Source organism: Acidimicrobiales bacterium (assembly GCA_041394245.1).
Lineage (GTDB): Bacteria > Actinomycetota > Acidimicrobiia > Acidimicrobiales > Aldehydirespiratoraceae > JAJRXC01.
The window spans coordinates 495,218-519,462 of record JAWKIR010000002.1; the positions used below are offsets into that span (position 1 = coordinate 495,218).

General features: G+C 67.5%; 23 protein-coding genes. 15 read left to right on the forward strand and 8 right to left on the reverse strand.

Annotated elements, in window-relative coordinates; translation table 11 throughout:
* Positions 1-38: 38 nt before the first annotated feature.
* The 5 genes from R2707_02470 to rpmA are packed head-to-tail and all read left to right on the forward strand — an operon-like array spanning position 39 to position 5,132.
* Positions 39-2,000 carry a TIGR03960 family B12-binding radical SAM protein gene (locus tag R2707_02470; protein ID MEZ5243934.1) on the forward strand — a complete coding sequence of 654 codons (1,962 nt, stop codon included), beginning with the start codon at positions 39-41 and terminating at the stop codon, positions 1,998-2,000.
* A gap of 10 nt (positions 2,001-2,010) precedes the next feature.
* Complete coding sequence (locus R2707_02475) at positions 2,011-2,763, forward strand: TIGR03936 family radical SAM-associated protein (GenBank protein MEZ5243935.1); 753 nt, start codon at positions 2,011-2,013, stop codon at positions 2,761-2,763.
* 42 nt (positions 2,764-2,805) lie between these two features.
* Positions 2,806-4,545 carry an Rne/Rng family ribonuclease gene (locus R2707_02480; GenBank protein ID MEZ5243936.1) on the forward strand — a complete coding sequence of 580 codons (1,740 nt, stop codon included), beginning with the start codon at positions 2,806-2,808 and terminating at the stop codon, positions 4,543-4,545.
* Positions 4,546-4,565: 20 nt separating this feature from the next.
* Positions 4,566-4,874 (forward strand): 50S ribosomal protein L21, encoded by a 309-nt coding sequence (rplU, locus tag R2707_02485; protein MEZ5243937.1) that lies wholly within the window; start codon positions 4,566-4,568, stop codon positions 4,872-4,874.
* 6 nt (positions 4,875-4,880) lie between these two features.
* Positions 4,881-5,132 carry a 50S ribosomal protein L27 gene (rpmA, locus tag R2707_02490; protein ID MEZ5243938.1) on the forward strand — a complete coding sequence of 84 codons (252 nt, stop codon included), beginning with the start codon at positions 4,881-4,883 and terminating at the stop codon, positions 5,130-5,132.
* A 162-nt stretch (positions 5,133-5,294) separates the two neighbouring features.
* Here rpmA and R2707_02495 read toward each other — a convergent pair whose 3' ends face one another.
* Positions 5,295-6,416, reverse strand: a complete 1,122-nt coding sequence (locus R2707_02495; protein MEZ5243939.1) for an HD domain-containing protein — start codon at positions 6,414-6,416, stop codon at positions 5,295-5,297.
* Positions 6,417-6,582: 166 nt separating this feature from the next.
* On the opposite strand from R2707_02495, the gene R2707_02500 reads away from it, so the two are divergent.
* Genes R2707_02500 through proB form a run of 5 tightly spaced genes read left to right on the forward strand, consistent with a single transcriptional unit; the run spans position 6,583 to position 11,947 of the window.
* Positions 6,583-7,167, forward strand: coding sequence for a pilus assembly protein (locus R2707_02500; protein MEZ5243940.1), 585 nt, complete (start codon positions 6,583-6,585; stop codon positions 7,165-7,167).
* Positions 7,164-7,811 (forward strand): pilus assembly protein, encoded by a 648-nt coding sequence (locus R2707_02505; GenBank protein ID MEZ5243941.1) that lies wholly within the window; start codon positions 7,164-7,166, stop codon positions 7,809-7,811. Before R2707_02500 ends, R2707_02505 begins: the two co-directional genes overlap by 4 nt.
* The gene (locus R2707_02510; protein ID MEZ5243942.1) at positions 7,808-9,565 is read left to right on the forward strand and encodes a pilus assembly protein TadG-related protein; all 1,758 of its coding nucleotides are present in this window, start codon (positions 7,808-7,810) and stop codon (positions 9,563-9,565) included. The genes R2707_02505 and R2707_02510 overlap by 4 nt, the downstream gene beginning before the upstream one ends.
* A 37-nt stretch (positions 9,566-9,602) precedes the next feature.
* Entirely contained in the window at positions 9,603-10,844 is a 1,242-nt protein-coding gene (gene obgE, locus R2707_02515) for a GTPase ObgE (protein ID MEZ5243943.1), read from the forward strand.
* Positions 10,841-11,947: a glutamate 5-kinase gene (proB, locus tag R2707_02520; protein ID MEZ5243944.1), complete on the forward strand. Its 1,107-nt coding sequence runs from the start codon at positions 10,841-10,843 to the stop codon at positions 11,945-11,947. Before obgE ends, proB begins: the two co-directional genes overlap by 4 nt.
* A gap of 23 nt (positions 11,948-11,970) precedes the next feature.
* Here the strand turns inward: proB and R2707_02525 are convergent, their stop codons facing one another.
* From R2707_02525 to R2707_02535, 3 genes are read right to left on the reverse strand one after another with little or no spacing between them, the layout of a single operon-like run.
* Complete coding sequence (locus R2707_02525; protein ID MEZ5243945.1) at positions 11,971-12,750, reverse strand: PspA/IM30 family protein; 780 nt, start codon at positions 12,748-12,750, stop codon at positions 11,971-11,973.
* A 40-nt stretch (positions 12,751-12,790) separates the two neighbouring features.
* Positions 12,791-14,458: a murein biosynthesis integral membrane protein MurJ gene (gene murJ, locus R2707_02530; protein MEZ5243946.1), complete on the reverse strand. Its 1,668-nt coding sequence runs from the start codon at positions 14,456-14,458 to the stop codon at positions 12,791-12,793.
* Positions 14,455-15,165: a hypothetical protein gene (locus tag R2707_02535; protein ID MEZ5243947.1), complete on the reverse strand. Its 711-nt coding sequence runs from the start codon at positions 15,163-15,165 to the stop codon at positions 14,455-14,457. The genes murJ and R2707_02535 overlap by 4 nt, the downstream gene beginning before the upstream one ends.
* Before the next feature lie 41 nt (positions 15,166-15,206).
* Here R2707_02535 and R2707_02540 point away from each other — a divergent pair, with 41 nt between their 5' ends.
* From R2707_02540 to R2707_02560, 5 genes are all read left to right on the forward strand, one after another.
* Positions 15,207-16,460: a glutamate-5-semialdehyde dehydrogenase gene (locus R2707_02540; GenBank protein ID MEZ5243948.1), complete on the forward strand. Its 1,254-nt coding sequence runs from the start codon at positions 15,207-15,209 to the stop codon at positions 16,458-16,460.
* A 65-nt stretch (positions 16,461-16,525) separates the two neighbouring features.
* The gene (locus R2707_02545) at positions 16,526-17,407 is read left to right on the forward strand and encodes a MoxR family ATPase (protein ID MEZ5243949.1); all 882 of its coding nucleotides are present in this window, start codon (positions 16,526-16,528) and stop codon (positions 17,405-17,407) included.
* Positions 17,408-17,415: 8 nt separating this feature from the next.
* Complete coding sequence (locus R2707_02550; protein ID MEZ5243950.1) at positions 17,416-18,912, forward strand: VWA domain-containing protein; 1,497 nt, start codon at positions 17,416-17,418, stop codon at positions 18,910-18,912.
* 51 nt (positions 18,913-18,963) lie between these two features.
* Positions 18,964-19,644: a hypothetical protein gene (locus R2707_02555; protein ID MEZ5243951.1), complete on the forward strand. Its 681-nt coding sequence runs from the start codon at positions 18,964-18,966 to the stop codon at positions 19,642-19,644.
* A gap of 8 nt (positions 19,645-19,652) precedes the next feature.
* Positions 19,653-20,363 (forward strand): signal peptidase I, encoded by a 711-nt coding sequence (locus R2707_02560; GenBank protein ID MEZ5243952.1) that lies wholly within the window; start codon positions 19,653-19,655, stop codon positions 20,361-20,363.
* A 1-nt stretch (position 20,364) separates the two neighbouring features.
* Here the strand turns inward: R2707_02560 and R2707_02565 are convergent, their stop codons facing one another.
* The 4 genes from R2707_02565 to R2707_02580 all read right to left on the reverse strand — a co-directional run bounded on the left by R2707_02565 (position 20,365) and on the right by R2707_02580 (position 24,224).
* Positions 20,365-21,018, reverse strand: coding sequence for an anti-sigma factor (locus R2707_02565; GenBank protein ID MEZ5243953.1), 654 nt, complete (start codon positions 21,016-21,018; stop codon positions 20,365-20,367).
* On the reverse strand, positions 21,011-21,556 hold the full coding sequence (locus R2707_02570; GenBank protein MEZ5243954.1) for a sigma-70 family RNA polymerase sigma factor: 546 nt from the start codon (positions 21,554-21,556) through the stop codon (positions 21,011-21,013). Before R2707_02570 ends, R2707_02565 begins: the two co-directional genes overlap by 8 nt.
* A gap of 181 nt (positions 21,557-21,737) precedes the next feature.
* Complete coding sequence (locus R2707_02575) at positions 21,738-22,787, reverse strand: fasciclin domain-containing protein (GenBank protein ID MEZ5243955.1); 1,050 nt, start codon at positions 22,785-22,787, stop codon at positions 21,738-21,740.
* 90 nt (positions 22,788-22,877) lie between these two features.
* A complete protein-coding gene (locus R2707_02580; protein ID MEZ5243956.1) occupies positions 22,878-24,224 on the reverse strand; it encodes a 3-deoxy-7-phosphoheptulonate synthase class II in 1,347 nt (448 codons plus the stop codon).
* Positions 24,225-24,245 lie beyond the last annotated feature (21 nt).

Consider the following 24,245-nt stretch of genomic DNA (forward strand, 5'->3'; position numbering starts at 1 on the left):
CCCATCGGACCGGGTGGGGGTGGCGGTAGCCTGCCGGGATGAACTCCCTGTGGCCGCAGCTCGAACCGCTGCTCCCACACGTACAAAAGCCCGCCCGCTACATCGGGTGTGAAGACGGCATGCAGACGCCCACGCACGGGCCCGGCATCGTGAGCTGGCTTCTCACGTATCCCGACACCTACGAGATCGGCCTGCCCAACCAGGGCCTCCAGATCCTCTACGAGATCATCAACGAACGCCCCGACGGCGCCGCGGAACGCAGCTATGCGCCATGGACCGACATGGAGGCGGTGATCCGACGCGAACGGATCCCGTTGTTCTCGGTCGACACCCATCGGGCGGCGGGCGATTTCGACATCATCGCCTTCAACCTGAGCGCCGAGCTCACCTACACGAACCTCGTCAACTGCATCGATCTCGCCGGTGTGCCCATCCATTCGGCCCGGCGAGCCGACAGCGACCCGTTGATCGGGGTGGGTGGCCACTGCACCTACAACCCGGAACCGATCGCCGATTTCGTCGACTTCGTGGTGCTCGGCGACGGTGAGGAGGCGGTCGGGGAGATCACCGAGATCGTCCGCGAGTGGAAGGTCGCCGGCAAGAACGGTGGTACCCGCGAGGGGTTGCTGCGGGAGCTGTCGAAGCTGCCGGGCGTCTACGTCCCGTCGATGTACGACGTCGAGTACGACGGGGCGTTCCTTGCCGCGGTGACGCCCCGCTACCCCGACGTGCCCGCGAAGATCGAGAAGCGCACCATCGCTGACCTGGGCGAATGGCCGTATCCGAAGCGCCAGCTCGTCCCGATGACCGAGGTCGTCCACGACCGCTTGTCGGTCGAGGTGTTCCGCGGCTGCACGCGGGGCTGCCGCTTCTGCCAGGCCGGCATGATCACGCGCCCCGTCCGGGAGCGTCCGGCCGAGCAGGTCAGCCGGATGATCTCCGAAGGACTCCAGCGAACCGGCTACGACGAGGTGGCGCTCACGAGCCTGTCGACCGCCGACTTCAGCGGGATCGAGGGCGTCGTGAAGGACGCGGTGGCCGACAAGGGCACCGGGCAGATCTCCGTCGCTCTCCCGAGCCTGCGGGTCGACGCGTTCACGGTCGGCATCGCCGCCGAGATCCAGCGGGCCCGCCGTACCGGCCTCACCTTCGCCCCGGAAGCGGGTTCGTGGCGGATGCGTCAGGTCATCAACAAGCTCATCCGTGAGGAAGACCTCTACGGCGCCGTCGAGTCCGCGTTCTCTCAGGGCTGGCGGCGGATGAAGCTCTACTTCCTCACCGGTCTCCCCACCGAGACCGACGACGACACCTTGGGCATCGCCGAACTCGCCCGCAACTGCGTGAAGCTCGGCAAGACCCACAAGAGCTCGGCCTCGGTCACCGTCTCCGTCGGGGGCTTCGTGCCCAAGCCGTTCACCCCGTTCCAGTGGTTCGGGCAGAACACCGAGTCCGAACTGCAGCGCAAGATCGGGCTGCTGCGAGACGACACCCGCCGGTCCAAGGGCGTGCAGCTCAAGTGGCACGACCCGAAGGCGACCCTCGCCGAAGGCATCACCAGCCGCGGCGATCGGCGCCTCGGACCGGTCATCGAATACGTGTGGCGCCACGGCGGCACGTTCCAGGAGTGGTCGGAACACTTCAGCTACGAGCTGTGGCTGGAGGCGATGGCTGCCAACGACTGCGACGTCGACTGGTACGTGTACCGCCACCGCACCGAGAACGAGGTGCTCCCCTGGGACCACCTCTCTGCGGGCCTCCACAAGGACTTCCTGTGGCAGGACTGGCGTGACGCCCTCGACGAACTCGGACTCGAGGACTGCCGGTGGACACCGTGCTACGACTGCGGCGCGTGCACCGGCTATGGCATCGAACATCGTGTGGCCTCGGCCACCCCGCCGGCGGGCGGGAGTCAGGGGACCGGCGTCGACCTGTCCACCGGCGGTTCGGTGCCCATGGTGCTGCAACCCCGTCCGAGAATCGAAGCGGACGTCGTCTCGTGAGAACCGACTCATGAGAAACGACAACGTCAAGATCCGCATCGCGTTCTCGAAGCACGGCAAGATCCGGTTCACCTCGCACCGCGACGTGGCCCGTATCTGGGAGCGCACGCTGCGGCGGGTCGCGTTGCCCGTCGCGTACAGCGAGGGGTTCTCGCCGCGACCGAAGCTGAGCTTCGGTCTGGCCCTCTCGACCGGGCACGAGTCCGATGCCGAGTATCTCGACATCGAGCTCGATCCGGAGCGCACCGACACGACCATGGATCTCGAGTCGCTCGCGGCCGAGCTCACCGGGCATCTGCCGATCGGCATGGCCGTCATCTCGGTGGCGTTCGTCGAGCGGTCGACACCGTCGTTGCAGGAAGCAGTCACCAGTTGTACCTGGCAGATCGACGTCGTCGACGTCGATGCCGAAACCGCAGCCGGCGCCGTGGCCCGAGCGCTCGCTGCGGAGCATCTCGTCGTCACCCGGGAACGAAAGGGCAGGCAGGTCACGGACGACCTGCGGCCGCTCGTACTCAGTCTCGACGTCGAAGGGCCGATTGAAGCTGACGACACCGGCACCGTTGCCGGCGTGCGGCTGATCGCAGAACTCGGCACCCAACCGCGCGCGGTCCGGGTGGCGGAACTGCTGGCAGCCCTCGATCCACCGCTCGTCGAGCGACGGGTGGTGCGGCTTCACCAATGGATCACGAACGACGACACCGCAGAGCGCAGCGATCCGCTGAGCGCCGCGTTGTCATCCGCACCGGTGGGGGCGACGTGAACGTCTCCCCAGGCTCGGTGCCCCGAACGAAGGAATGCAACCATGGCCGAATCAGAGGCCGACAACATCCAGTCCCAGGGCGCCAACCCGCCGTCGTCGGGAGCTGACAGCAAGCCCAAGATCGGCGACAGCCGGCCGGCTCCGCAGGTGGGCGACAGCCGCCCCGCACCCCAGGGTTCGGCGTCGCGGGCGTCGGGGCAATCCCAAGGCGAGCAGGGCCAGAACGGCGACGGCAGCGCCAAGAAGCGTCGCCGCCGGCGTGGCGGTCGCGGTCGTGGCCGCGGTGGTCAGGGCGGTGGCGGTCAGGGCGGCGGCCAGCAGGGAAGCCAGCAGGGCGGCTCCGACGGCGGTCGGCAGGGCCAGAGGCAGAACAACGGTGGCCAGCGGCAGGGGCGTGGTGGCGGTCAGCGCCCCACCCCGGTCGAGGCGATCATCGACGACGAAGCCGTCGAGCTCGACGAGAAGACCCTCGAGACGCGCCGGGGGAGGACCCGCAACGGTCAGGCCATCGGCCGCTACCTGATGTGTGTCTCCGTCGGGGAGAAGGCGACACAGATCGCCACACTCGAGGGACGCAAACTTGTCGAGCATCAGGTGTCTCGTCCGGCCGACGACGTCAGCCAGATCCACGGCAACATCTACATCGGACGTGTGCAGAACGTCCTGCCGGGCATGGAGGCCGCGTTCGTCGACATCGCCACGCCGAAGAACGCCGTGCTCTACCGCGGCGACGTGCAGTACGACCCCGACGACGTGGAGAAGGGCAGCCGCAAGGAGCAGGCCCGCATCGAGGACATCCTCAAGGCGAAGCAGACCATCCTCTGCCAGGTCACGAAGAACCCGATCGCCCACAAGGGCGCCCGGCTCACGCAGGAAGTGTCGCTTCCTGGTCGCTTCGTCGTGCTCGTGCCCAACAGCACGACGTACGGCATCTCGAAGCGCCTCCCCGACGGGGAGCGCAAGCGCCTCCGCAGCATCCTCGACAAGGCCAAGCCGAAGCACCACGGTGTGATCGTCCGCACGGCCGCCGAGAACGTCACCGCCGAGGAGATCGAGCGCGATGTGCGTCGTCTCGTCGCCCAGTGGGACGACATCGAGGCCCTCGCCAAGAAGACCAAGGCACCCGCGCTGCTCTATCGCGAACCCGAGGCTGCGGTGCGGATCATCCGCGAGGAGTTCACCAAGGACTTCCGTGGCGTGATCATCGACGATCGCGAGCTCTACGAGGAGGTCAAGGGGTATGTCGAGAGCATCACGCCGGCGCTCGCAGAGCGCGTCGAGTACTACGACACCGAGGCCGAGCAGCTGCCGCTCTTCGAGCGTCAACACATCGACGAACAGCTTCGCAAGGCGCTCGATCGCAAGGTCTGGTTGCCGTCCGGCGGTTCGCTGATCATCGAGGGCACCGAAGCGCTCACGGTGATCGACGTGAACACCGGCAAGAACGTCGGCAAGTCGTCGCTGGAAGAGACCGTCTATCGCAACAACCTCGAAGCCGCGGAGGAAGTGGCGAACCAGCTGCGGCTCCGCGACATCGGCGGCATCATCGTGATCGACTTCGTCGACATGGAGGTGGCGAAGAACCGCGCCGACGTGATCAAGACATTCCGCGCCGCGCTCGCGCGGGACAAGACCCGCACCCAGGTCTTCGACATCTCAGAGCTCGGGCTCGTCGAGATGACCCGCAAGCGCATCGGCGAGGGGCTCCTCGAATCGGTCTCCGATCTCTGTCCGACGTGTGACGGACGAGGCCATGTGTTGATCGACGGAATGCTCGGCTGACCCGGTACAGTTGCCCACCTATGTACGCAGTAGTGAAGACCGGCGGTAAGCAGTACCGCGTCGAGCAGGGCCAGACCCTCGAAGTCGAGCGCCTGGGCGAGCCCGGGACCGACGTCAGTCTCGATCCCGTCCTCCTCGTCGACGGCGACACCGTCCTCGCGACCCCCGCCCAGCTCAAGGGTGCCTCCGTGTCCGCCACGGTGCTCGAGGAAGTCAAGGGCCCGAAGATCAACGGGTTCGTCTACAAGAACAAGTCGAACAACCGGAAGCGCTACGGCCATCGTCAGACGTTGGCTCGTATCGAGATCACCGGCATCACGAAGGGCTGATTCTCCATGTCGAAGACAAAGGGCGGCGGCTCTACCCGCAACGGCCGCGACTCGAACAGCAAGCGCCTCGGCGTGAAGGTCTACGACGGTGGCCAGGTGCAGGCCGGCACGATCATCGTGCGTCAGCGCGGCACCCGGATCCATCCGGGTGAGAACGTCATGCGCGGCGGCGACGACACCCTGTTCGCCACGGCCGACGGCAAGGTGAAGTTCGGGCAGCGGCGCGGCCGTAAGCTCGTCGACATCATCCCCGGCTGACGGGAACCCTTCGGGTTCCTTGGAGTTGCTGCGCAACTCCCTCGGGCAATCGGGTTCCTTGGAGTTGCTGCGCAACTCCCACGGGCATCGAGTGCTGCGCAACTCCCACGGGCATCGAGTGCTGCGCAACTCGCTCGGGCATCGGGTGCTGCGGCCTCCGGGCTAGTCGATTCCTTCGGGGAGCGCTTCGGGGGGCATGCCGAGCCATTCGATCGCGGCGCGACGGGCGTAGCGATCGGTCATGCCCGCAACCCATTCGACCGAGGCTCTCCGGATGCCTTCCTCCGAGTCATCGGTGAGGAGGCGAGCGGGGAGCCTCGTCGCGTCGGACGCCAGATGGTCGACAAGACCCTGGAGCATCCCGATCACGAGGGCGGCCTGCTCGCGCGATTCGGGCCGCAGATAGATGCGTTCATAGTTGAACGAGCGGAACGCGGCCAGCGCTTCGGCATGATCGGCGGTCATGCCGATGCGTCCGGTCGCCTCGGTTGCGTCGATCATCGCGCCGATCAGCGCGGCGAGCTGGGTTCGGCGGCTGGCGCCACAACGCTCCAGGACGAGATCGGGGAGGTCGCCGGAGCGCACGACCCCGGCGGTCGCGGCGTCTTCGAAGTCGTGACAGACGTAGGCGATCCGGTCGGCCCAGCTGACCACCTCTGCTTCGGGAGTCGACGGCGCCGGCCGTGACCACGAGTGGTTGCGGATGCCGTCGAGGGTTTCGACACAGAGGTTCAGCGGGGCGAGGGTGACATCGGCACCCCAGACGGCATGGTCGAAGCCGTCGGCGAGATAGGGCGCAAGGGCGTCCTCGCTCGCATGGCCGCCCGGTCCGTGGCCACAGTCGTGGCCGAGGGCGATCGCCTCGGTGAGCGGCACGTTGAGACCGAGGGCACGGCTGACGCTGCGGGCTACCTGGGCGACCTCGAGGGCGTGGGTCAGGCGAGTGCGTTGGTGGTCGTCCGGGAACACGAAGACCTGGGTCTTGCCCGCCAGGCGGCGAAACGCGGTTGCGTGAAGGATCCGATCGCGATCTCGTTCGAAGCAGGTACGGGTGCGGTCGGGGGCTTCTTCGACCCCTCGGGTGCCGGCGCCGCCACTGCGCGTGGCCCCGGGCCGCAACGACTGCGCCTCACGTGCTTCGCGTGCCGCGCGGTCGAGTACCGGGCCGGCCTCGACGACGGCATGGGAGTCGGCATGGGCGACCTCGACCCCTGCGGCGTGGTGGCCCCGCATGGTGGAGCCCCATTCGCGTTCTCGCTCGGTCAGCTCGTCCATGGAGGTCATCTCCCGAGCCTAGGGGGCCGCTCGACTGGGTCGAACGACCCTGGCAGAGGGGCCGTTCAGCCTCTCCGGAAAGCGGTGTGAATGACTCAACCACAGACCGTGGTGTGCCGACAGTATTGAGAGGGACGCGGAAACCGACGCGTTCCAGCGATCGACGGGAGTGCCGGTGAAGAACCGACGTATGCGAGGCGAGAGGGGGGCGACGCTCGTGGAGTCCGCGTTGATCACGCCCCTGCTGTTGCTTTTCGTGTTCGGCATCTTCGAGTTCGGTTTCGCCTTCCGCGACTACCTCACCGTGTCGAACGCGACCCACGACGGTGCCCGCGAGGTCAGTGTCGCCGGCAACAGCGCCGACGCCGACTACCGGATGCTTCGAGCGATCCAGCGGGGTTCGGCCGCGCTGCCCGACGACGCACTCGAACAGATCATCGTCTTCAAGGCCACCGGCCCCGGTGATTCGCCGGACCCCTCGTGCTTCAGTGGCTCGCAGGCCGGTCTGTGCAACGTCTACGTGCCGAGCGACTTCAACCGGGCGGCCGACGAGTTCGGCTGCAACGGGTCGTCGACCGTCACCCCCAACGCACCGGACGACGCCTGGTGTCCCACCACCCGTCAGGTGTCGGTCGGCACCGGCCTCGACTATGTCGGCGTCTGGATGCAGACCACCCACACCTACATCACCGGGCTGTTCGGCACGTCGGTGACGATGGACGATCAGATCATCCTCAAAGTGGAGCCACAGGATCAATGACGTATCTCCTCCGCCGTCTGCGACGAGCTTCCGACCGGCGGGCCCGTGGCGAGCGCGGCGTGGCCATGGTGGAGATGGCGATCGTCGCCCCTCTGCTCGCGCTCGTGATCGGCGGGATGGTCGAGTTCGGCATGCTGTGGCGAGACGACATGACCGCGTCGGCCTCGACCCGTGCTGCGGCCCGTGTCGCGTCCAACCTCGGAGACGACAACCTCGCCGACTACGAGGCCCTTCTGGCTCTCGATGCCGGCCTTTCCGGGCTCACGAACCTGAACGTCGAGGGCGTGTTGATCTACAACGCGTCGGCCTCCGATGGAGAACCGCATCCCAGCTGCTTCGACGCAAGCGGCGACCCGGTCGACTCGGCGGGGCAGTGCAACTACTACACGGCGGCCGAACTGGCGGCGGTGTCGTCGCTCAGCTGCTCCCCACCCGGCGGCTGTGCCGAGTTCCCCGACGACGCGTCCTGTGCCAGCGGGTGGGCGACCTACTTCTGCCCACAGACGCGCAGCACCAACCAGGGCGCGGGGACGACCATCGTCGGCGTGTGGGTACGAATTCAACGCGATTACATCACCGGGATGCTGCCCGGTGACGGTGTGACGATCACCGATCAAACGGTCATGAGAGTGGAGCCCCGATGAATCGGCACGCACGAACCCCTCGATCCGCTTCCCGTGACCGCGGCTACGCCGCGGTCATGACCGCGCTCGTCCTGGTGCCGTTGCTCGGCTTCGCCGGCTTCGCCGTCGACGTCGGTGGTTGGTACGCCCGCGCGTCGTCGATCCAGCGCGCCGCCGACGCGGCGGCGCTCGCCGGTGTGGTGTGGCAGCCCGACTTCGCCGTCGCGGAGGCCGAGGCCCGTGCCGCTGCCTCGCGCAACGGGTTCACCCACGGCGTCGACGGGATCACCGTCGAAGTGGTGAACGCGGGAACGAACCAGCTCTATGTCCGCATCACCGACACCGACGCCGATCTGTACTTTGCCGGGCTGTTCGTCGACAACGTGACCATCGGACGCTCTGCGACGTCGGAGTACGTGAAGAGCGTGCCGATGGGGAGCCCCGAGAACTTCCTCGGCAACGACCCGATCAACGGCAACAGCCCGAACCTGTGGCTTGCCACGTTCGGCCCCCGAACCGAGAAGCGTTCGGGCGACCGTTATCACACCGAAGTCTGTGGCGGCTCCATCTTCTGCACGGGGAACGCGAACGACGAGTTCGCTCCCGAGGGCTACTTCTTCACCGTCTCGGTGTCGGCGTTGCAGGCGGCGGCACTGAACATCGAGATCTTCGACGTCGTGCACCACGACTACGAGGATCTCTGTAGCGCCGGCTTCCTCTTCAACGACGGCACCGTCGGGGCTCAGGCCTGGTACAGCGGCAACACCAGCGGACTCGGCACCTATCCCGAGGAACGCTACGAAAAGGGTGGCGCCGGCAATCCCGGCGGCGCCGCGTGGTGTCCTGGCGACAACGGCCTCAGCGGCAACTTCGAGATGACCGTGATCGTGCGTGCGCCCGACGGGACACCGTTCGACAACACCGACAACCCGGTGGTCTGCTGGTCCCGGTGGGGCAATGACGAGCCGGCGAACCAGGCGGAGTTCGTCAGCGACCTTCTCGACAACACCCCCCGCCAGCCGGTCGCGTCGAGCGCAGCTGCCGGCTACAGCGTTCCCGCGCCGACCACGATCCCGTTCCGCGACTACTTCCGTGAGTTCGTCAACGTGTGTTCGGTCTCTTCGCCGGTCGTCGGCGAGTACGTCGTGCAGATTCGGACCAATGCGGACACCACCAATCCGACGCTGCGTGATGCGTCGATCACCACCCAGGGGCGAAACCGCTACAGCCTGAAGGCGGGTTTCGGTTCGTCGTCGAACGCGAGCTACGGCACCGGCGTGTCGATCTCCGCCGACGGCCGTCTGCCGATGTTCGTGAACGTGCCGCCCGGCGCCCCCTCCACGTGCTCGGGCAGCCCGACGTGCTTCTACATCGCCAGGGTGCTGCCGGAATGGGCCGGTCAGCAGCTCACGCTCGACGTGTTCGATCTGACGGATGGTTCGTCGATCGATGTTGCGTTCGTGCCGCCCGCCGACTCGGGACTCGCGTCCTTCGCCAGCTGTGACTTCATCTTCTATCCGGAGGGCGGCGGACAGGTCGATCTCAACGAGTCGAACTGTGTTGCGTCCTACAGCAACAACTCCCAGCTCCAGAACGGCGGGAGCAATGGGGACTCGATCGCCGCGGTGATCAACATTCCGGTGGGCTACACCTGCAACGACGCGAGCGCCTTCGGGTGTTGGGTCACCGCGGAGCTGTCGTTCAACGGCACGCCCTCCGATACGACCACATGGTCGGCGGAAGTCACCGGCGACCCGATTCGCCTCATCGAATAATCCGAGGCGTCGGCGATCGACCCCGTAGCCTTGCGGGGTGTCCGCGTTCGTCGATGAGTGCAATATCAACGTGAAAGCCGGCGATGGCGGCGCGGGATGCGTCTCGTTTCGCCGCGAGGCCCACGTGGCCAAGGGCGGACCCGACGGCGGTGACGGCGGCGACGGTGGATCGATCTGGTTCGTCGCCGACCGCAATGTGGCGTCGCTCCTGGCCTTTCGCGACCACCCGCACCGCAAGGGCGACAACGGGAAGCACGGCAGCGGTCAGAACCGTCACGGGCACCGGGGCAAGGATCTCGAGGTGAAGGTTCCCGTGGGGACGATGGTGCTCGATCACGACACCCACGAGCCGCTCGCCGATCTCGTGCACCACGGCGACCGCTGGCTGGCGGCCAAGGCCGGGGAGGGAGGTCGGGGCAACGCTCGCTTCCTGTCCAACCGGCGGCGAGCCCCGTCGTTCGCCGAGCAGGGCGAGCACGGCGAGGAACGCTGGCTCCGGCTCGAGCTGAAGCTGCTGGCCGACGTGGCCATCGTCGGCTTCCCCAACGTCGGCAAGTCCACGCTGATCAGCCGACTGTCGGCTGCGAAACCGAAGATCGCCGACTATCCCTTCACCACCCTCGAGCCGAACCTGGGCGTCGTCCGGACCGACGAGGGTGTCGAGATGGTCCTCGCCGACATCCCGGGCCTGATCGAAGGGGCGAGCGACGGCAAGGGGCTCGGCCACCAGTTCCTGCGGCACGTGGAGCGAGCGCGCGCCCTGCTGATCCTGCTCGACCTCGCGCCCTACGACGGCGTCGCGCCCGAGGAGCAGGAGCGGGTCTTGTTGCAGGAGCTCGGCAACTACCAGCCCGATCTCCTCGATCGACCCCGGCTGATCGTCGGGAGTCGGGCCGACATGGCCCCCGACCACGGCTTCTCCGGCACCACCGTGAGTTCGATGACCGGCGATGGGCTTCCCGAACTCATCGGTGCCCTCGTGCGTATGGTCGGTGCCGCTCGTGAGGAGGAACCCGACGTCGAGGGGATCACCATCCATCATCCTGTCTCGAGCGAGATCCAGCTGACGCGCCACGACGACGGTGCGTGGGAGGTACTCGGGCGGGCGGCCCGCCGGGCGGTGGCCTTGAGCGACCTGACCGACGATCAGGCGCTGGAATACGCCCAACATCGCCTCAAGCAGCTCGGTGTCAACACTGCGCTCGCCCGTGCCGGGGTGAAGCCCGGCGACGAGGTCCGCATCGGCGACTTCGCGTTCGAGTACGAAGAGGACCGATGAGCGAGCCACGGACCATCGTCGTGAAGATCGGCACCTCGTCGATCACCGACGCGGCCGGGGTGATCGACCGCGGCGCCATCGAGAAGCTGTGCGCCGACGTGGCCGCGGCCCGGGCCGACGGCCACCGGGTCGTCGTGGTCACCTCGGGCGCGATCGCGGCGGGGCTGCCCGAGATCGGGCTCGACGCCGATCGCCGCTCGGTCGACACCATCACCTTGCAGGCGGTGGCGACGATCGGCCAGGTCGCGCTGATGGGCGTCTACCGGGAGTCGTTCGCGGTCCACGGGCTGGTGGCGGGACAGGTCCTGCTCGTTCCGCTCGACTTCATCGTCCGCACCCAATACATCCATGCCGGGCAGACCCTGCGTCGGCTGCTCGAATTGGGCGTTGTTCCGATCGTCAACGAGAACGACGCGATCGCCGACGACGAGATCCGGTGGGGCGACAACGACCGCATCGCTGCCCTCGTCGCGAATCTCGTCGATGCCGATCAGCTGATCCTGCTGACCGACATCGCCGGGGTGTTGACGGCGGACCCGCGGGTCGATGCGAGCGCCTCGCTGATCGAGGAGATCGTGGAGATCGACCATCAGACCGAGGCACTCGCCGGTGGCGCCGGTTCGGTCCGGGGGAGTGGCGGCATGGCATCGAAGTTGACCGCCGCGAAGATCGCCGCCTGGTCGGGGGTGTCGTCGGTGATCGCCCACGCGGGCCGCGCCGATGTGGTGGTCGATGCCGTCGCGGAGGTCGCCGGCGTCGGCACGATCATCCGGTCCCGGCCGATCCGTCTGCCGGCTCGGAAACTCTGGATCGCGTTCGCGGTCGTCGCTCAGGGCACCATCGTCGTCGACGCCGGCGCCCGCGCCGCGCTCGAACGCGGTATGTCGCTGCTCGCCGCCGGTGTGCGGGAGATCGTCGGCGACTTCGACGCCGGATCGCCCGTCGAGGTGGTCGACAGCGACGGCGTCACCTTCGCGAAAGGACTGGTGCGCCACACGGCGAACGAGTTGCGGGCGGCCGCAGGCCAACGCAGCGACGACCTCCCGGTCGGTGCGCCCCACATCGTGGTGCACGCCGACGATCTCGTGACCCTGCCCGGCTAGTCGCGCTCGGGGCGCAACCGGCTTCAGTCGGCGCGTTCGGCCTCGCTCGGACTCTCGCTGAGTTCGGGCGTCGGCGTGCCGCTGGTGATACCGAGGTCGGCCTTGATGCTCTCGAGTCGCGACTGCGCCTCTGCGTTGCGCGCCGCCTTCTCGATCTCGAGCATCTGGGTCTCGACGTTGCCCTCGGTGAGCTCGGCGCTCGCCTTCGCCTTCGCGTAGCGGGCCTCGATCTTGTTGCGGACCTCGTCGAACGTCGGGACGTCTTCGCCCACCGCCTCGGACAGTGTTGCCATCGCCGTGTTGACGCTCTCCTGCATCTTGGCCTGGTCGAGTTGGCTCAGCAGCGCCTGCTTCTCACTGAGCTTCTTCTGGAGCAGGTCGCTGTTCTGGTCGACCGCGTTCTTGGCCTGCTCGGCGGCCTCGGACGCCTGGAAGTGGAGGCTCTTGAGGCTCTCGATCTCCTGCTCGAGGGTGAGCAGGCGGTTCGCGAACTGCTCGGCGGCGTTGGTGTAACGCTCCGCCTTCTCGATCTCACCGGACTTCTGTGCCGCGTCGGCCATGGTGACGGCCTGATGGGCATTGGCGTTGACCCGCTCGAGTTCTTCGAGCGACCGATTGAGACGGAGCTCGGTCTGCTTCTGGTTGGCGATGACGTTCGCCGCTTGCTGACGAAGCTGCTTGTGCTGCTCCTTGGCCTCGGCGATCGCCTGCTCCAGTTGGACCTTCGGATCGGCCGTGTCCTCGAAACTGCCGCTCAGCTTGGCGACGAGATACTTCCAGCGCTTCTTCAGATATTGGAGCATGCGCCGATCGTAGTTCGCCGGTGGGCGTCGGCGGCGGTCGTCATCGCCAGATGAGTCGACGGACGGGTCGCAGGATCAGGTCGGCACTGCGCACGCCGGCCCGGAAACACAAGACGACGTAGGCGGCCACGGCGACGGTGCCGACCACCACCGCCTCGATCAACAGCGGGAGGGGCGCCGCCAGCAGCTTCACCCCTGCGGTGAGCACGAACGCGCCGGCCGCAGCGACGGCGGGTCCGACGAGCGAGCTCCGGGGATCGTCGATGCCGGGCACGCGGCGGCGGACGAGCGAGGACAGCAGCGTCAGTTCGACCCAGGCACCGACGGCGGAACCGACGGCGAGGCCGACCGCGCCGAGGCGCACCGGGCCACCGGCACCGCGCACGGCGGCATCCAGTGGGCCGAAGGCGGCGATGTCGCCGAGGCCGAGGAGCCCGTCGGGGCCGACGAGCACGCGGTCGAGCGGGAACATGACCACCACGCCGATGACCGCGGCGATGCCCACGCGGATCGCGGCGATCCGGGCCGGCCCCTTGGTGTCGCCGACCGCGTAGCACGTGTTCTGTAGCAATCGGCTGGCGCCGATCGCCGGAAGGCCGACGGCGTATGCCCCGAGGATGAACCAGACGAGCACGCCGTCGGTGGCGTCGAACTCACCACCCTGGAACAAGACGCCGACGACCAGGTCGCCGGCCGCGATCATCACGAAGGCGGCGAGCAGCATCCAGAAGGCGATGCGATCCAGGCTCCGTCGGGTCCGGCTGACGAGGGCGTCGGGGTCGCCGACGAGGCGGGCCATCTCGGGCAGCTCTGCGGCCGCAACACTCATTGCGAACAGCGAGACCGGCAAGGTGTAGAGCATCTGCGCCTTGAACAGCGCAGCCACCGCCCCGGCGGCGAGGAACGTCGCCAGGAACAGGTCGAGATAGGCCGAGATCTGCACGACGCCGCGTCCGAGGACTGCCGGCGCGAACCGGCGTCGGATCTCCTTGACCGCTCGGTGGTGGTTGTCCGGTCGCATCCGAATGCCGCGGGCCAGGCCCCGAACGGTGGGCAGTTGGATGAGGAGTTGCAGCAGACCGCCGATGGTGACGGCGATCGCGAGCCCGCGTGCGGCGTCGTCGAGCGACCAGCCACGCAGCCAGATGAAGAGTGCGGCGACGATCTGGGCGGCGTTCCACACGATGGGGGCGGCGTAGGGGAGAAAGAAGCTCCGGTGGCTGTTGAGGATGCCGAGGCACCACGCCGACATCACGAGGAAGCCCACGCCGACCGCCATGATGCGAGTGAGATCCACGGCGAGTTCGAACGTCTCGTTGGCGAGCCCCGGTGCCAGCACGGCCGTGATCGGTCGGGCCGCCAGGACCAGGACGAGTACCGCGACGCCGGTCACCATCAACAGGAGGGCGCCCACTGCGCCGGCGACCCGGTTGGCCTCGGCGTCGTCGTCTCTGTCGAGGAGTTGGCTGTAGACAGGCACGAAGCTGGCCGACAGCACCCCCTCGCCGAGCAGATTCTGGAGCAGGTTGGGAATGCGAGCCGCGGTGGCGAACGCGTCGGCGGCGAGCGAGAGGCCCAGCACCCGAGATGTGACCATCTCGCGCAGCAGGCCCGCGACGCGAGACAGGCCGATGCCGCCGGCAACCAGGGTCGAGCCGCCGAACCGTCTCGTTGTCGGCGCACGCAAGCGCCGTCGAGGGCTGGTCACGTGTCGTTCCCGACCTCGTCGAGCGCGATCCGCAGCGAGTCCAACTCGTCGACCATGCCCGTGATCTGCCCGGCGAGTTCGTCGAGTTCGAGGGAACCACCGGTTCGGGTCGCCAGCTCGCCGGCTCTCACGATCGTCTCGTCGAGTCGGGCATCGAGGATCTCGAGCCGTTCCCGGGTCTGGTCCTCGCGTGCTCGCAGACGGTCGTGGCTCGCCTTCTGGGCCGAGGCTGCAGTGTGTCGCGGGTCGTCGGCGGATGTCGTCGACAGCGTCCGTTCGAGTTCGGTCACATCGATTCGGCGGCGCGCATCGGTCAGCTGTTGGCCTCGCTGCGCAACATCCCACGTGACGGTCACGGCCTGGTCGAGTTCGGCCTCGATCTCTCGGAGCCGTTCGCGCAGCGGACCGGCCTCGGCGCCGGCGAGCGCGTCGGCGAACCGTTGTCGGGCGTTGAGTGCGTCGCGCACGAAGAAGCGCCACGGCTCCCGAAGTGCGAACGGGTCGATTCGGCGTTCGAGGCCCCGGACCCGTTTGGCGATCGTCGACGACAGCAGCACTCGGGCGACCCAGGTGAGCGCGCCGACCAGCACCGCCGCCGGCCACGACCCGGTCGCCAGGCGCGCCACGGCTCCGGCACCGACCACGAGGCCCACCGTCATCGGCGAGATCATGGCCAGGAACACCGTGGGTTCGAGGCGACGTGACACGGCCGCGAGGCTACCCGTGCCCACGGCTACCCTGGGGCCTCGTGACGACGACCCCGACCCCGATCCCAGAGCTCGCATCCCGCGCCAAGATCGCGGCCCGCGCGTTGGCCGTGGCTTCGACTGCGGAAAAGGACGCGGCGCTGCATGCTGCGGCCGACCTCCTCGTGGCCAACGCCGACACGATCATCGAGGCCAACGCCCACGATGTCGCCCGGGCCGAAGCCGATGGCATGGCCGCGCCGCTCGTCGATCGCCTGCGGCTCGATCGCGCCCGCATCGATGGTATGGCCGGCGGACTCCGTCAGGTCGCCGCCCTGGCCGACCCGGTCGGTCGTATCAGCGACGGCTGGGTGCGGCCCAACGGCCTGCGCATCGAACGGGTCCATGTGCCGCTCGGTGTGGTCGCGATCATCTACGAGAGCCGCCCCAATGTCACCAGCGACGCGTTCGGCCTCTGTCTCAAGTCGGGCAATGCCGCGTTCCTGCGGGGGAGTTCGTCGGCGATCGATTCCAATCTCGCGATCTCCGAGGTCCTGCGCGGCGCGTTGGAGAAGGTCGGGCTGCCGGCCGACGCGCTGATCGTGGTCGACGATGTCCGTCGCGAGGCTGCCGTCGAGTTCATGCAGCAACGCGGGTATGTCGACTGCCTGATCCCTCGGGGCGGTCCGACCCTGATCCAGTCCATTCTCGACAACGCGACCGTGCCCTACGTGATCGACGGGGCAGGAAACTGCCACGTCTATGTCGACGCGGCGGCGGATCTCGACATGGCGCTCGAGATCGTGTGCAACGCGAAGATGCAGCGGACCGGGGTGTGCAACGCGGCCGAATCGCTGGTCGTGCACGCGGAGGTCGCTGACGTGTTCCTGCCGATGGCCGCAGCGGCGCTCGAGGGCGTCGAACTGGTCGGTGACAATGCAGCGCGGGCGATCATCGATTCGATCGGACCGGCCACCGACGAGGACTTCGCGACGGAGTACCTCGACATGAAGATGAGCGTGAAGGTGGTGGCCGACCTCGACGAGGCGATCCGCCACGTGAACGAGACCTCCACCGGACACAGCGAAGCGATCATCACCACCGACATCGCGTCGGCCGACCGGTTCACGCGTGAGGTCGATGCGGCCGCCGTGGTGGTCAACGCGTCGACCCGTTTCGTCGACGGCGAGGAGTTCGGGTTCGGTGCCGAGATCGGCATTTCGACCCAGAAGCTCCACGCTCGTGGGCCGATGGGGCTCGAGCAGCTGACCACCCGCAAGTTCATCGTGCGAGGCGACGGTCAGGTGCGCGGCTGAGCCGCACCGTCATCGGCCGATATCGGTTACGGGACTGTGGTTAACGCCCGCTAACCTCCTTCCCCATGTCGTATCGATTCGAAGACGTCGCCTCCGTCAAGGCCGACCTGCAAAAGGTCGACTACCTGTCCGACGATGGCATTGCCGGCGTGGTGTACCTCGCCGATCGGCTCCAGAAGCCGATCCTGGTGGAAGGGCCGGCCGGTACCGGCAAGACGGAACTGGCCAAGAGCGTCGCCAAGATCAGCGGCGCCCGCCTGATCCGCCTCCAGTGCTACGAGGGGCTCGACGAGGCCAAGGCGCTCTACGAGTGGAACTACAAGAAGCAGTTGCTCCGGATCCAGACCGAGCGGGGCGACGACCACGACTGGGCCGACATCTCCGACGACATCTTCTCCGACGAGTTCCTGCTCACCCGTCCGTTGCTCGAGGCGATCACCGCCGATGAGCCCGTCGTGCTGCTGATCGACGAGGTCGATCGCGTCGAGGTCGAGACCGAGGCGCTGCTGCTCGAGATCCTCTCCGACTACCAAGTGTCGATCCCCGAGCTGGGCACGATCGAGGCGAAGCAGATCCCGCTCGTCTTCCTGACCTCGAACAACACCCGTGAGCTCTCCGAGGCGCTCAAGCGCCGCTGCCTCTACCTCCATGTCGACTACCCCGACATGGAGCGCGAGAAGGAGATCGTGCTCACGAAGGTTCCCGACATCACCGAGAACCTCGCCGACCAGGTCGCCCGTGTGGTGCGCTCGATCCGTCAGATCGAACTCAAGAAGCACCCGTCGGTGTCGGAGACCCTCGACTGGGCGAAGACACTCGTCCTGCTCGGCGTCGAGAAGATCGACGAGAAGACCGCCACCGACACCATCAACGTCCTGCTCAAGTACCAGAGCGACATCACGAAGGCAGTGAAGGAACTCAGCACCGCCGACGGCGTCACGGTCTGAGCGGCTCCATGGCCGTCACCGAATCCGGCGAGACGCACTCGGGAGACGAAGTCCCGCCCGAGCTGGGTGATCCGATTCTCGAGCTCCTCAACGGTTTCATCGCCGAACTCCGCAACGCCGGCCTGCCGGTGTCGCTGACCGAGAACCTCGACGCGATGGAGGCGATCCGCCACGTACCGATCGGCGAACGCGAAACCTTCAAGTACGCGCTCGCGGCGACGCTCGTCAAGCACGCCAACCACTGGAAGGCGTTCGAGACCGTCTTCGAGGTCTACTTCTCGCTGCGCGGCAAGGAGTATGCGATCGGCGAGGATTCCGAACTGGCGGAGTTCGACGACGACATGGACCAGGACGGGGCCGAGGGTTCCGGCGAGCAGCAGGGCGGCGGTGGGGGAGAGAACCTCACGCCCGAGGAACTCGCCGAGATGCTCTTCCAGGCGCTCATGCGCGGCGACCAACAGATGATGCGCGGCGTCGCCCGTCAGGCCGTGAAGCGCTACGCGGGCATGGAGCCGGGGCGGCCCGTCGGCGGCACCTACTACCTGTACCGCACGCTGCGAAACCTCGATCTCGAGGGCGTGCTCGAGCGACTTCTCGAGCAGCAGCAAAACGACGACGGCGACGTGTCGGAGTTCGATCAACGACTCCAGCGCGACGAGTACCAGAGCCGCGTCGATCAGCTGCAAAAGGAGATCGAGGCGGAGATCCGTCGGCGTCTCGTGGCCGATCGTGGGGTCGAGGCCATGGCCAAGACGCTGCGCAAACCGCTCCCCGAAGACGTCGACTTCATGCACGCCTCGCGAGAGGAGATGGCGAGCCTCCGCAAGGCGATCTACCCGCTCACGCGGAAGCTGGCATCGCGCCTTCAACGCAAGCGTCGGCACGGGCGCAAGGGGCCGCTCGACTTCCGCCGCACGGTTCGGGCCTCGCTGTCCTACGGCGGGGTGCCGGCCGAGCCGAAGTTCCGCAACCCGAAGCCCCACAAGCCGGAGATCTTCGTGATCGCCGACATCTCGGGTTCGGTCGCGGCGTTCGCCCGGTTCACCCTGCACCTCGTCTACGCGATCTCCGGGCAGTTCTCCAAGGTCCGTGCATTCGTGTTCATCGACGGTCTCGATGAGGTCACCCGCTATTTCGAGGGCGTCGAGGACATCAACGAGGCCGTGCATCGGGTCAACACCGAGGCCGACGTCGTCTGGGTCGACGGCCATTCCGACTACGGCCACGCGCTCGGGGTGTTCTGGGAGCGCTACGGCAAGGACATCGGGCCCCGGACCTCGATCATGATCCTCGGTGACGCCCGCAACAACTACCACGCCTCCGAGAGCTGGATCATCAAGGAGATGAAGGAGAAGGCCCGCCAGGTGCACTGGCTGAACCCCGAGCCGCGGTCCTACTGGGACACGGGCGACTCCATCGTCGGCGAATACGCCCAGTACACCGATGGATGCTTCGAGGTGCGCAACCTCCGTCAACTCGAGGCGTTCGTCGAGAACCTGGCCTGAACTGGGCCGAATGGCCCTCATCTCGTCCGGCACGACGGCGATCCTGAGGGCATGTCCGAACCGCCGCTGCGCACATGGTTCGGTCGGATGCCGCCGGCCGAACAGACAGTCGCTCAGCCGGCCGCGTCGGAGGAGGAGCGCCCGAGGCGGCGCGGCATCGGTTCGATCATCCGCTGGACCGCGGTCGCCGGCACGTTCGCGACGATGAGTGCGCTCGTGATCACGACCTCGCAGGCGACGTTCAACGACACCACGGTCAACAGCGCCAACGCGTTCACCGCCGGCGACATCGACCTGGTGGACGACGACTCCGACTCGGCGATCTTCACCGTGGTCGACATGGAGCCGGGCCAGACGGAAGTCGACTGTCTCGTGGTGACCTACCAGGGCAGTATCCCGGATCCCTCTCGCGTGAGCGTCTACTCGGGCGGCTACACCGACTCCGGTGACTTCGCCACGTATCTCAACCTCACGATCGAGGAGGGCACCGGTGGTTCCTTCGGGGACTGCACCGGCTTCTCGTCCGTCAACACGATCGAGAGCGGCGGCACCCTGGCCGACTTCGGGACCGCGCACACGAACTACGCCAACGGCGCGGGCGTCTGGGACCCGTCGGGCACGCCGGAGTCCGTGACCTACCGGATCACCGTCGAACTCGACGCGGCGACGCCGAACGCAGAGGAGGGCGAGTCGGTGACCGGGCTCACCTTCACCTGGGAGATCCAGAACTAGTCGGGATCATGGACGAGTCGAGCAACGAGCTGCCGGCTGCTGTCGCCATTGCTCGCTTCGTGACCGGGACCGTGGCGCTCTGCGTGCTCAGCGCGCTCGCGACCCTGATGCTGTGGGCGGTCGGCTATCCCGTGGTCAGGGGGTGGTCGCCCACGGTGATCACCTCCGGCTCCATGACGCCGTCGATCGAGGTCGGCGACGTGCTCGTGGCCGGACCGGTCGACGCCGATCGGCTGGTCCCCGGATCCGTCATCGTCTTCGACAACCCGGCCGGCTCGGGCTTCGTCTCGCACCGGCTCGTCGAAGTGCTCCCCACGGGGGAGTACCGCACATGGGGTGACGCGAACGAGTCAGCCGACTCGACCCCCGTTCGCCCCGATCAGGTCCGCGGGATCGGTCGGCTGGTGGTCCCGCTGGTGGGGCGTCCCTACGCGTGGGCCGCCGCGGGCGACACCGACTCGCTGCTGCTCGGGGCTCTCGCATTGGTCGGCCTCGTCATCGCGGCGCGATGGGGATATCGACCCGAGTTCGACCCATGGGCCACGCCGCAGGAACCTCGCCCCCGCGTGGACGGAAGCCGTGTCGCCCCGGCCATCGCAGCCGGCGCGGCGATCATGTTCTTCGGCTCGAGCTTCGTCGGAACCCGTCCGGTCCATTCCGCCTTCACCGATCCGGCGCAGAGCGACGCCAGCATCACTGCCGCCGGCACCTTCCCCTGAGTCAGGTGGAAAGCACGCCGCGCACGAGCGACATGCCACTGTGGCTCTCGTTGCCGTCGTGCGGTTCGATGCTGATGTCGACGGCGACCGCGTCGTAGGCCGACCGGTCGAAATCGGCGGGCACCGTGAAGGTGCCGGGGTCGTTGGGGTCCTCGACGAGTCCGAGTGGGACGATGTCGGGGTCACCTTCGGTCACACCGATCAGCCAGATCTCCAGGTCGCTGTCGTCGCCTGCATCGGGCAGATCGGCGATCTCGACCCGCACCTTCTCGGCATCTCCGTCCGCGAGGAGGGTGACGTTGGCCGAACGGCCGATCCCGAGGTCGACGAACGCGGGATCGTCGGGCACGTAGACGAGCTCGGCCGATGCCACCTCGATCGGGGCAGTGCCGTCGTCGGAGAGGAGAACTGCCGCCACACCGGCGATCACCACGAGCGCAGCCGCCACCGCGCCGATCATGATCGGCAGCCGTCGGCGGCTCGCCAGCTGCACGATCGCAGCGACGGTCGGGGCCTGTTCGGCCTCGACCGCGGCCTGGATCCCCTCCCACACCGAGTGCGGTGGCACGTCGAACTCGAGAGCATCGTCGGACAGCGAGCGCAGGATCGCCTCGATGTCGGCGTCGGCTTCGACGGGATGGAGGTCGTCAGTCATGGGGAACCTCCATGTGCTGTCGGATGCGGTCGAGACCACGACGGATGTCGCTCTTGACGGTCCCGAGTGGGAGCTGTGTGCGCTCGGCGATCTGCGGGTGGGTCAGATCCTCGAAGTAGTGGAGCGTCAGAATCCTACGCGAGCGCTCGGGCAGGATGCGGAGTGCGTCGGCGACCAGCATTTGGTCGCCCAACGTCTCCGTCTCGGATTCGGTGGGCAGCTCGTCGGTCGATTCCGGTGCCCGTCGATCGGAGTGGCGCTTCTCGGCCCGCACCGCATCGATGATCCGGTTCTTGGCGATGCCGGTGAGCCAGGCGGCCAGATTGCCCTTGGCCGGATCGAAGCGATCCCGGGCCCTCCAGGCACTCAGGAACACTTCCTGGGTGACATCGTGCGCCCGTTCGGGCCCGAGGGCCCGTGCGCAGAAGGTGTAGATCAGCCGGCCATGCTCGTCGTAGGCCTTGCGCAGGGCGTCGTCGTCGCCTCGGGCGAAACATCCGTCGGCATCCCCGACCACACGAATCTCGGCGGCGCTCACGCCCTCAGCGTAACGGCGGTCGCCGTCGTGGTGACTGTCAGGTCTCGTGAGTGTCGAGATCATGGCTGGATCCTTGAAGCGCTGACGGCGAGCCGCCACGACCATTGGAGGGGGAAGGTCGGGGCGACTCGCCGAGCGGAGCGAGCCCTTGGGGGGAGGGTCTCACCCGGGGGTCGAGGGACTACGCCGGCGGCAGGAGGACGGCGTCGATGACGTGGATGATGCCGTTGGAGGCGGCGACGTCGGGGGTGACGACGGTGGCGGTGCCGTTGATCACGACGCTGCCGTCGACGACGGAGATGTCGATGTCGGCACCGTTCACGGTCTCGGCGGACTGGCCGTCGAGGCTGATGGCCGTTGCGGCGTCGACTTCACCGGCGACCACGTGGTACGTGAGGATGTCGGCGAGGTCGGGGCTGGCCAGGAGCTCTTCAGCCGTCAGGCCGAGATCGGCGAGCGCAGCGGCGAAGGCATCGTCGGTGGGAGCGAAGACGGTGAACGGACCGTCACCCGAGAGGGTGTCGACCAGGCCGGCGGCCTGAACAGCGGCGACCAGTGTGGTGAAGCTGCCGTTCGCCACCGCAACATCGACGATCGTGCCGGGAGCGGCATTCTCGTCGGCCATGTCGTCGTCGGCCATGTCGTCTTCAGCCATGTCGTCGGAACCGAAGTCCGGCGGGAGCAGGACGGCGTCGATGACGTGGATGATGCCGTTGGAGGCGGCGACGTCGGGGGTGACGACGGTGGCGGTGCCGTTGATCACGACGCTGCCGTCGACGACGGAGATGTCGATGTCGGCGCCGTTCACGGTCTCGGCGGACTGGCCGTCGAGGCTGATGGCGGTTGCGGCGTCGACTTCACCGGCGACCACGTGGTACGTGAGGATGTCGGCGAGGTCGGGGCTGGCCAGGAGCTCTTCAGCGGTCAGGCCGAGATCGGCGAGCGCAGCGGCGAAGGCATCGTCGGTGGGAGCGAAGACGGTGAACGGACCGTCACCCGAGAGGGTGTCGACCAGGCCGGCGGCCTGAACAGCGGCGACCAGTGTGGTGAAGCTGCCGTTCGCTACCGCAACATCGACGATCGTGCCGGTTTCGGCGCCCGGGTCGGCCGAGTCGTCGGGCGACGCCTCGGTGGTGGTCGTGGTGGTGTCCTCGTCGTCATCGCCACACGCGGCAGCGAGCAGCGTGAAGGCGAGGAGAGCGGACAGGATGCGCAGGAGGCGCTTGGACATTGTCTGGGTTCCTTCCAGGGGGGTATGTACAACCCCTGCTACGGACCCAGGTGGCGGTGCGGATGCAGCCGCGGCCAGAAAATCTTCGGCTCAGGCGCGCTCGCTGAGCAACTCGGCCACGCGGAACGCCAAATCGACCGACTGGCGCCCGTTGAGGCGAGGATCGCACATGGTCTCGTAGGCCTCCGAGAGATCGCCGTCGACGAGCCCGTCGCTCCCGCCGAGGCACTCGGTGACGGCATCGCCGGTCAGCTCGACATGGACACCGCCCGGCCATGTGCCCTCCTGGGCATGGGCGGCGAAGAATCCACTGATCTCGCGGAGCACGTCGTCGAAGTGCCGGGTCTTGTGGCCGCCCTCGGCGGTGTAGGTGTTGCCGTGCATCGGATCGCAGGCCCACACCACGGGATGTCCGGCGTCGCGCACCGCGGCGAGCAGCGGCGGCAGACCTTCGGTCACCTTGTCGGCGCCCTGCCGGACGATGAGGGTGAGTCGGCCGGGCTTCTTGTCGGGGTTCAGCGCCTCGCAGAGCGCGAGCACCTCGTCGGGGGTGGCCGTCGGGCCGATCTTGCAGCCGAGCGGGTTCTGCACGCCACGGAGGAACTCCACGTGCGCACCGTCGAGTTGACGGGTCCGCTCGCCGATCCAGAGCATGTGCGCCGAGCAGTCGTACCAGTCGCCGGTGAGGGAGTCCTCGCGGGTCAGCGCCTCTTCGTAGTTGAGCAGCAGCGCTTCGTGGGAGGTGTAGAAGTCGACCTCGTGGAGGGCCGGCACGGTGTCGCCGTTGATGCCGCAGGCGTTCATGAAGCGAAGGGCCCGGTCGATCTCGTCGGCCATCTGCGCGTAGCGCTCGCCGGCGGGGGAGGAGGCGACGAACTCGCGGTTCCAGCTCGACACCTGTCGCAAGTCGGCGTAGCCGCCGCTCGTGAACGCACGGAGCAGGTTGAGCGTGGACGCAGCCCGGTTGTAGGCGCCGAGGAGGCGCTGCGGGTCGGGACGGCGCTCGTCCTCGGAGAAGCCGATGTCGTTGACGATCTGACCGAGAAACGAGGGGAGCTCGGTGTCGCCCTGGGTCTCCGTGGGGCTGGACCGGGGCTTGGCGAACTGGCCGGCGATCCGGCCGACCTTCACCAGCGGGATCCCGCCGGAGTAGGTGAGGACCACCGCCATCTGCAGGATCACTCGCAGACGGTCTCGAATGGAGTCGGCCGAGCTCTCGAACGACTCGGCGCAGTCACCGGCCTGCAGGAGAAATGCGTTGCCGTTGGCGACGTTGGCCAGTTGGGCGGTGAGGTTGCGGGCTTCGCCGGCAAAAACGAGTGGTGGCTGGTCGGCGAGGAGCTTGAGCGCCTGGTCGAGCTCGCCCGAGTCGGGCCACGTCGGCTGGTGCTTGGCCTCGAACGAACGCCAGCTGCTGGGACTCCACGGGGTGTTCACCCGACAAGTGTGCTGCCGGGG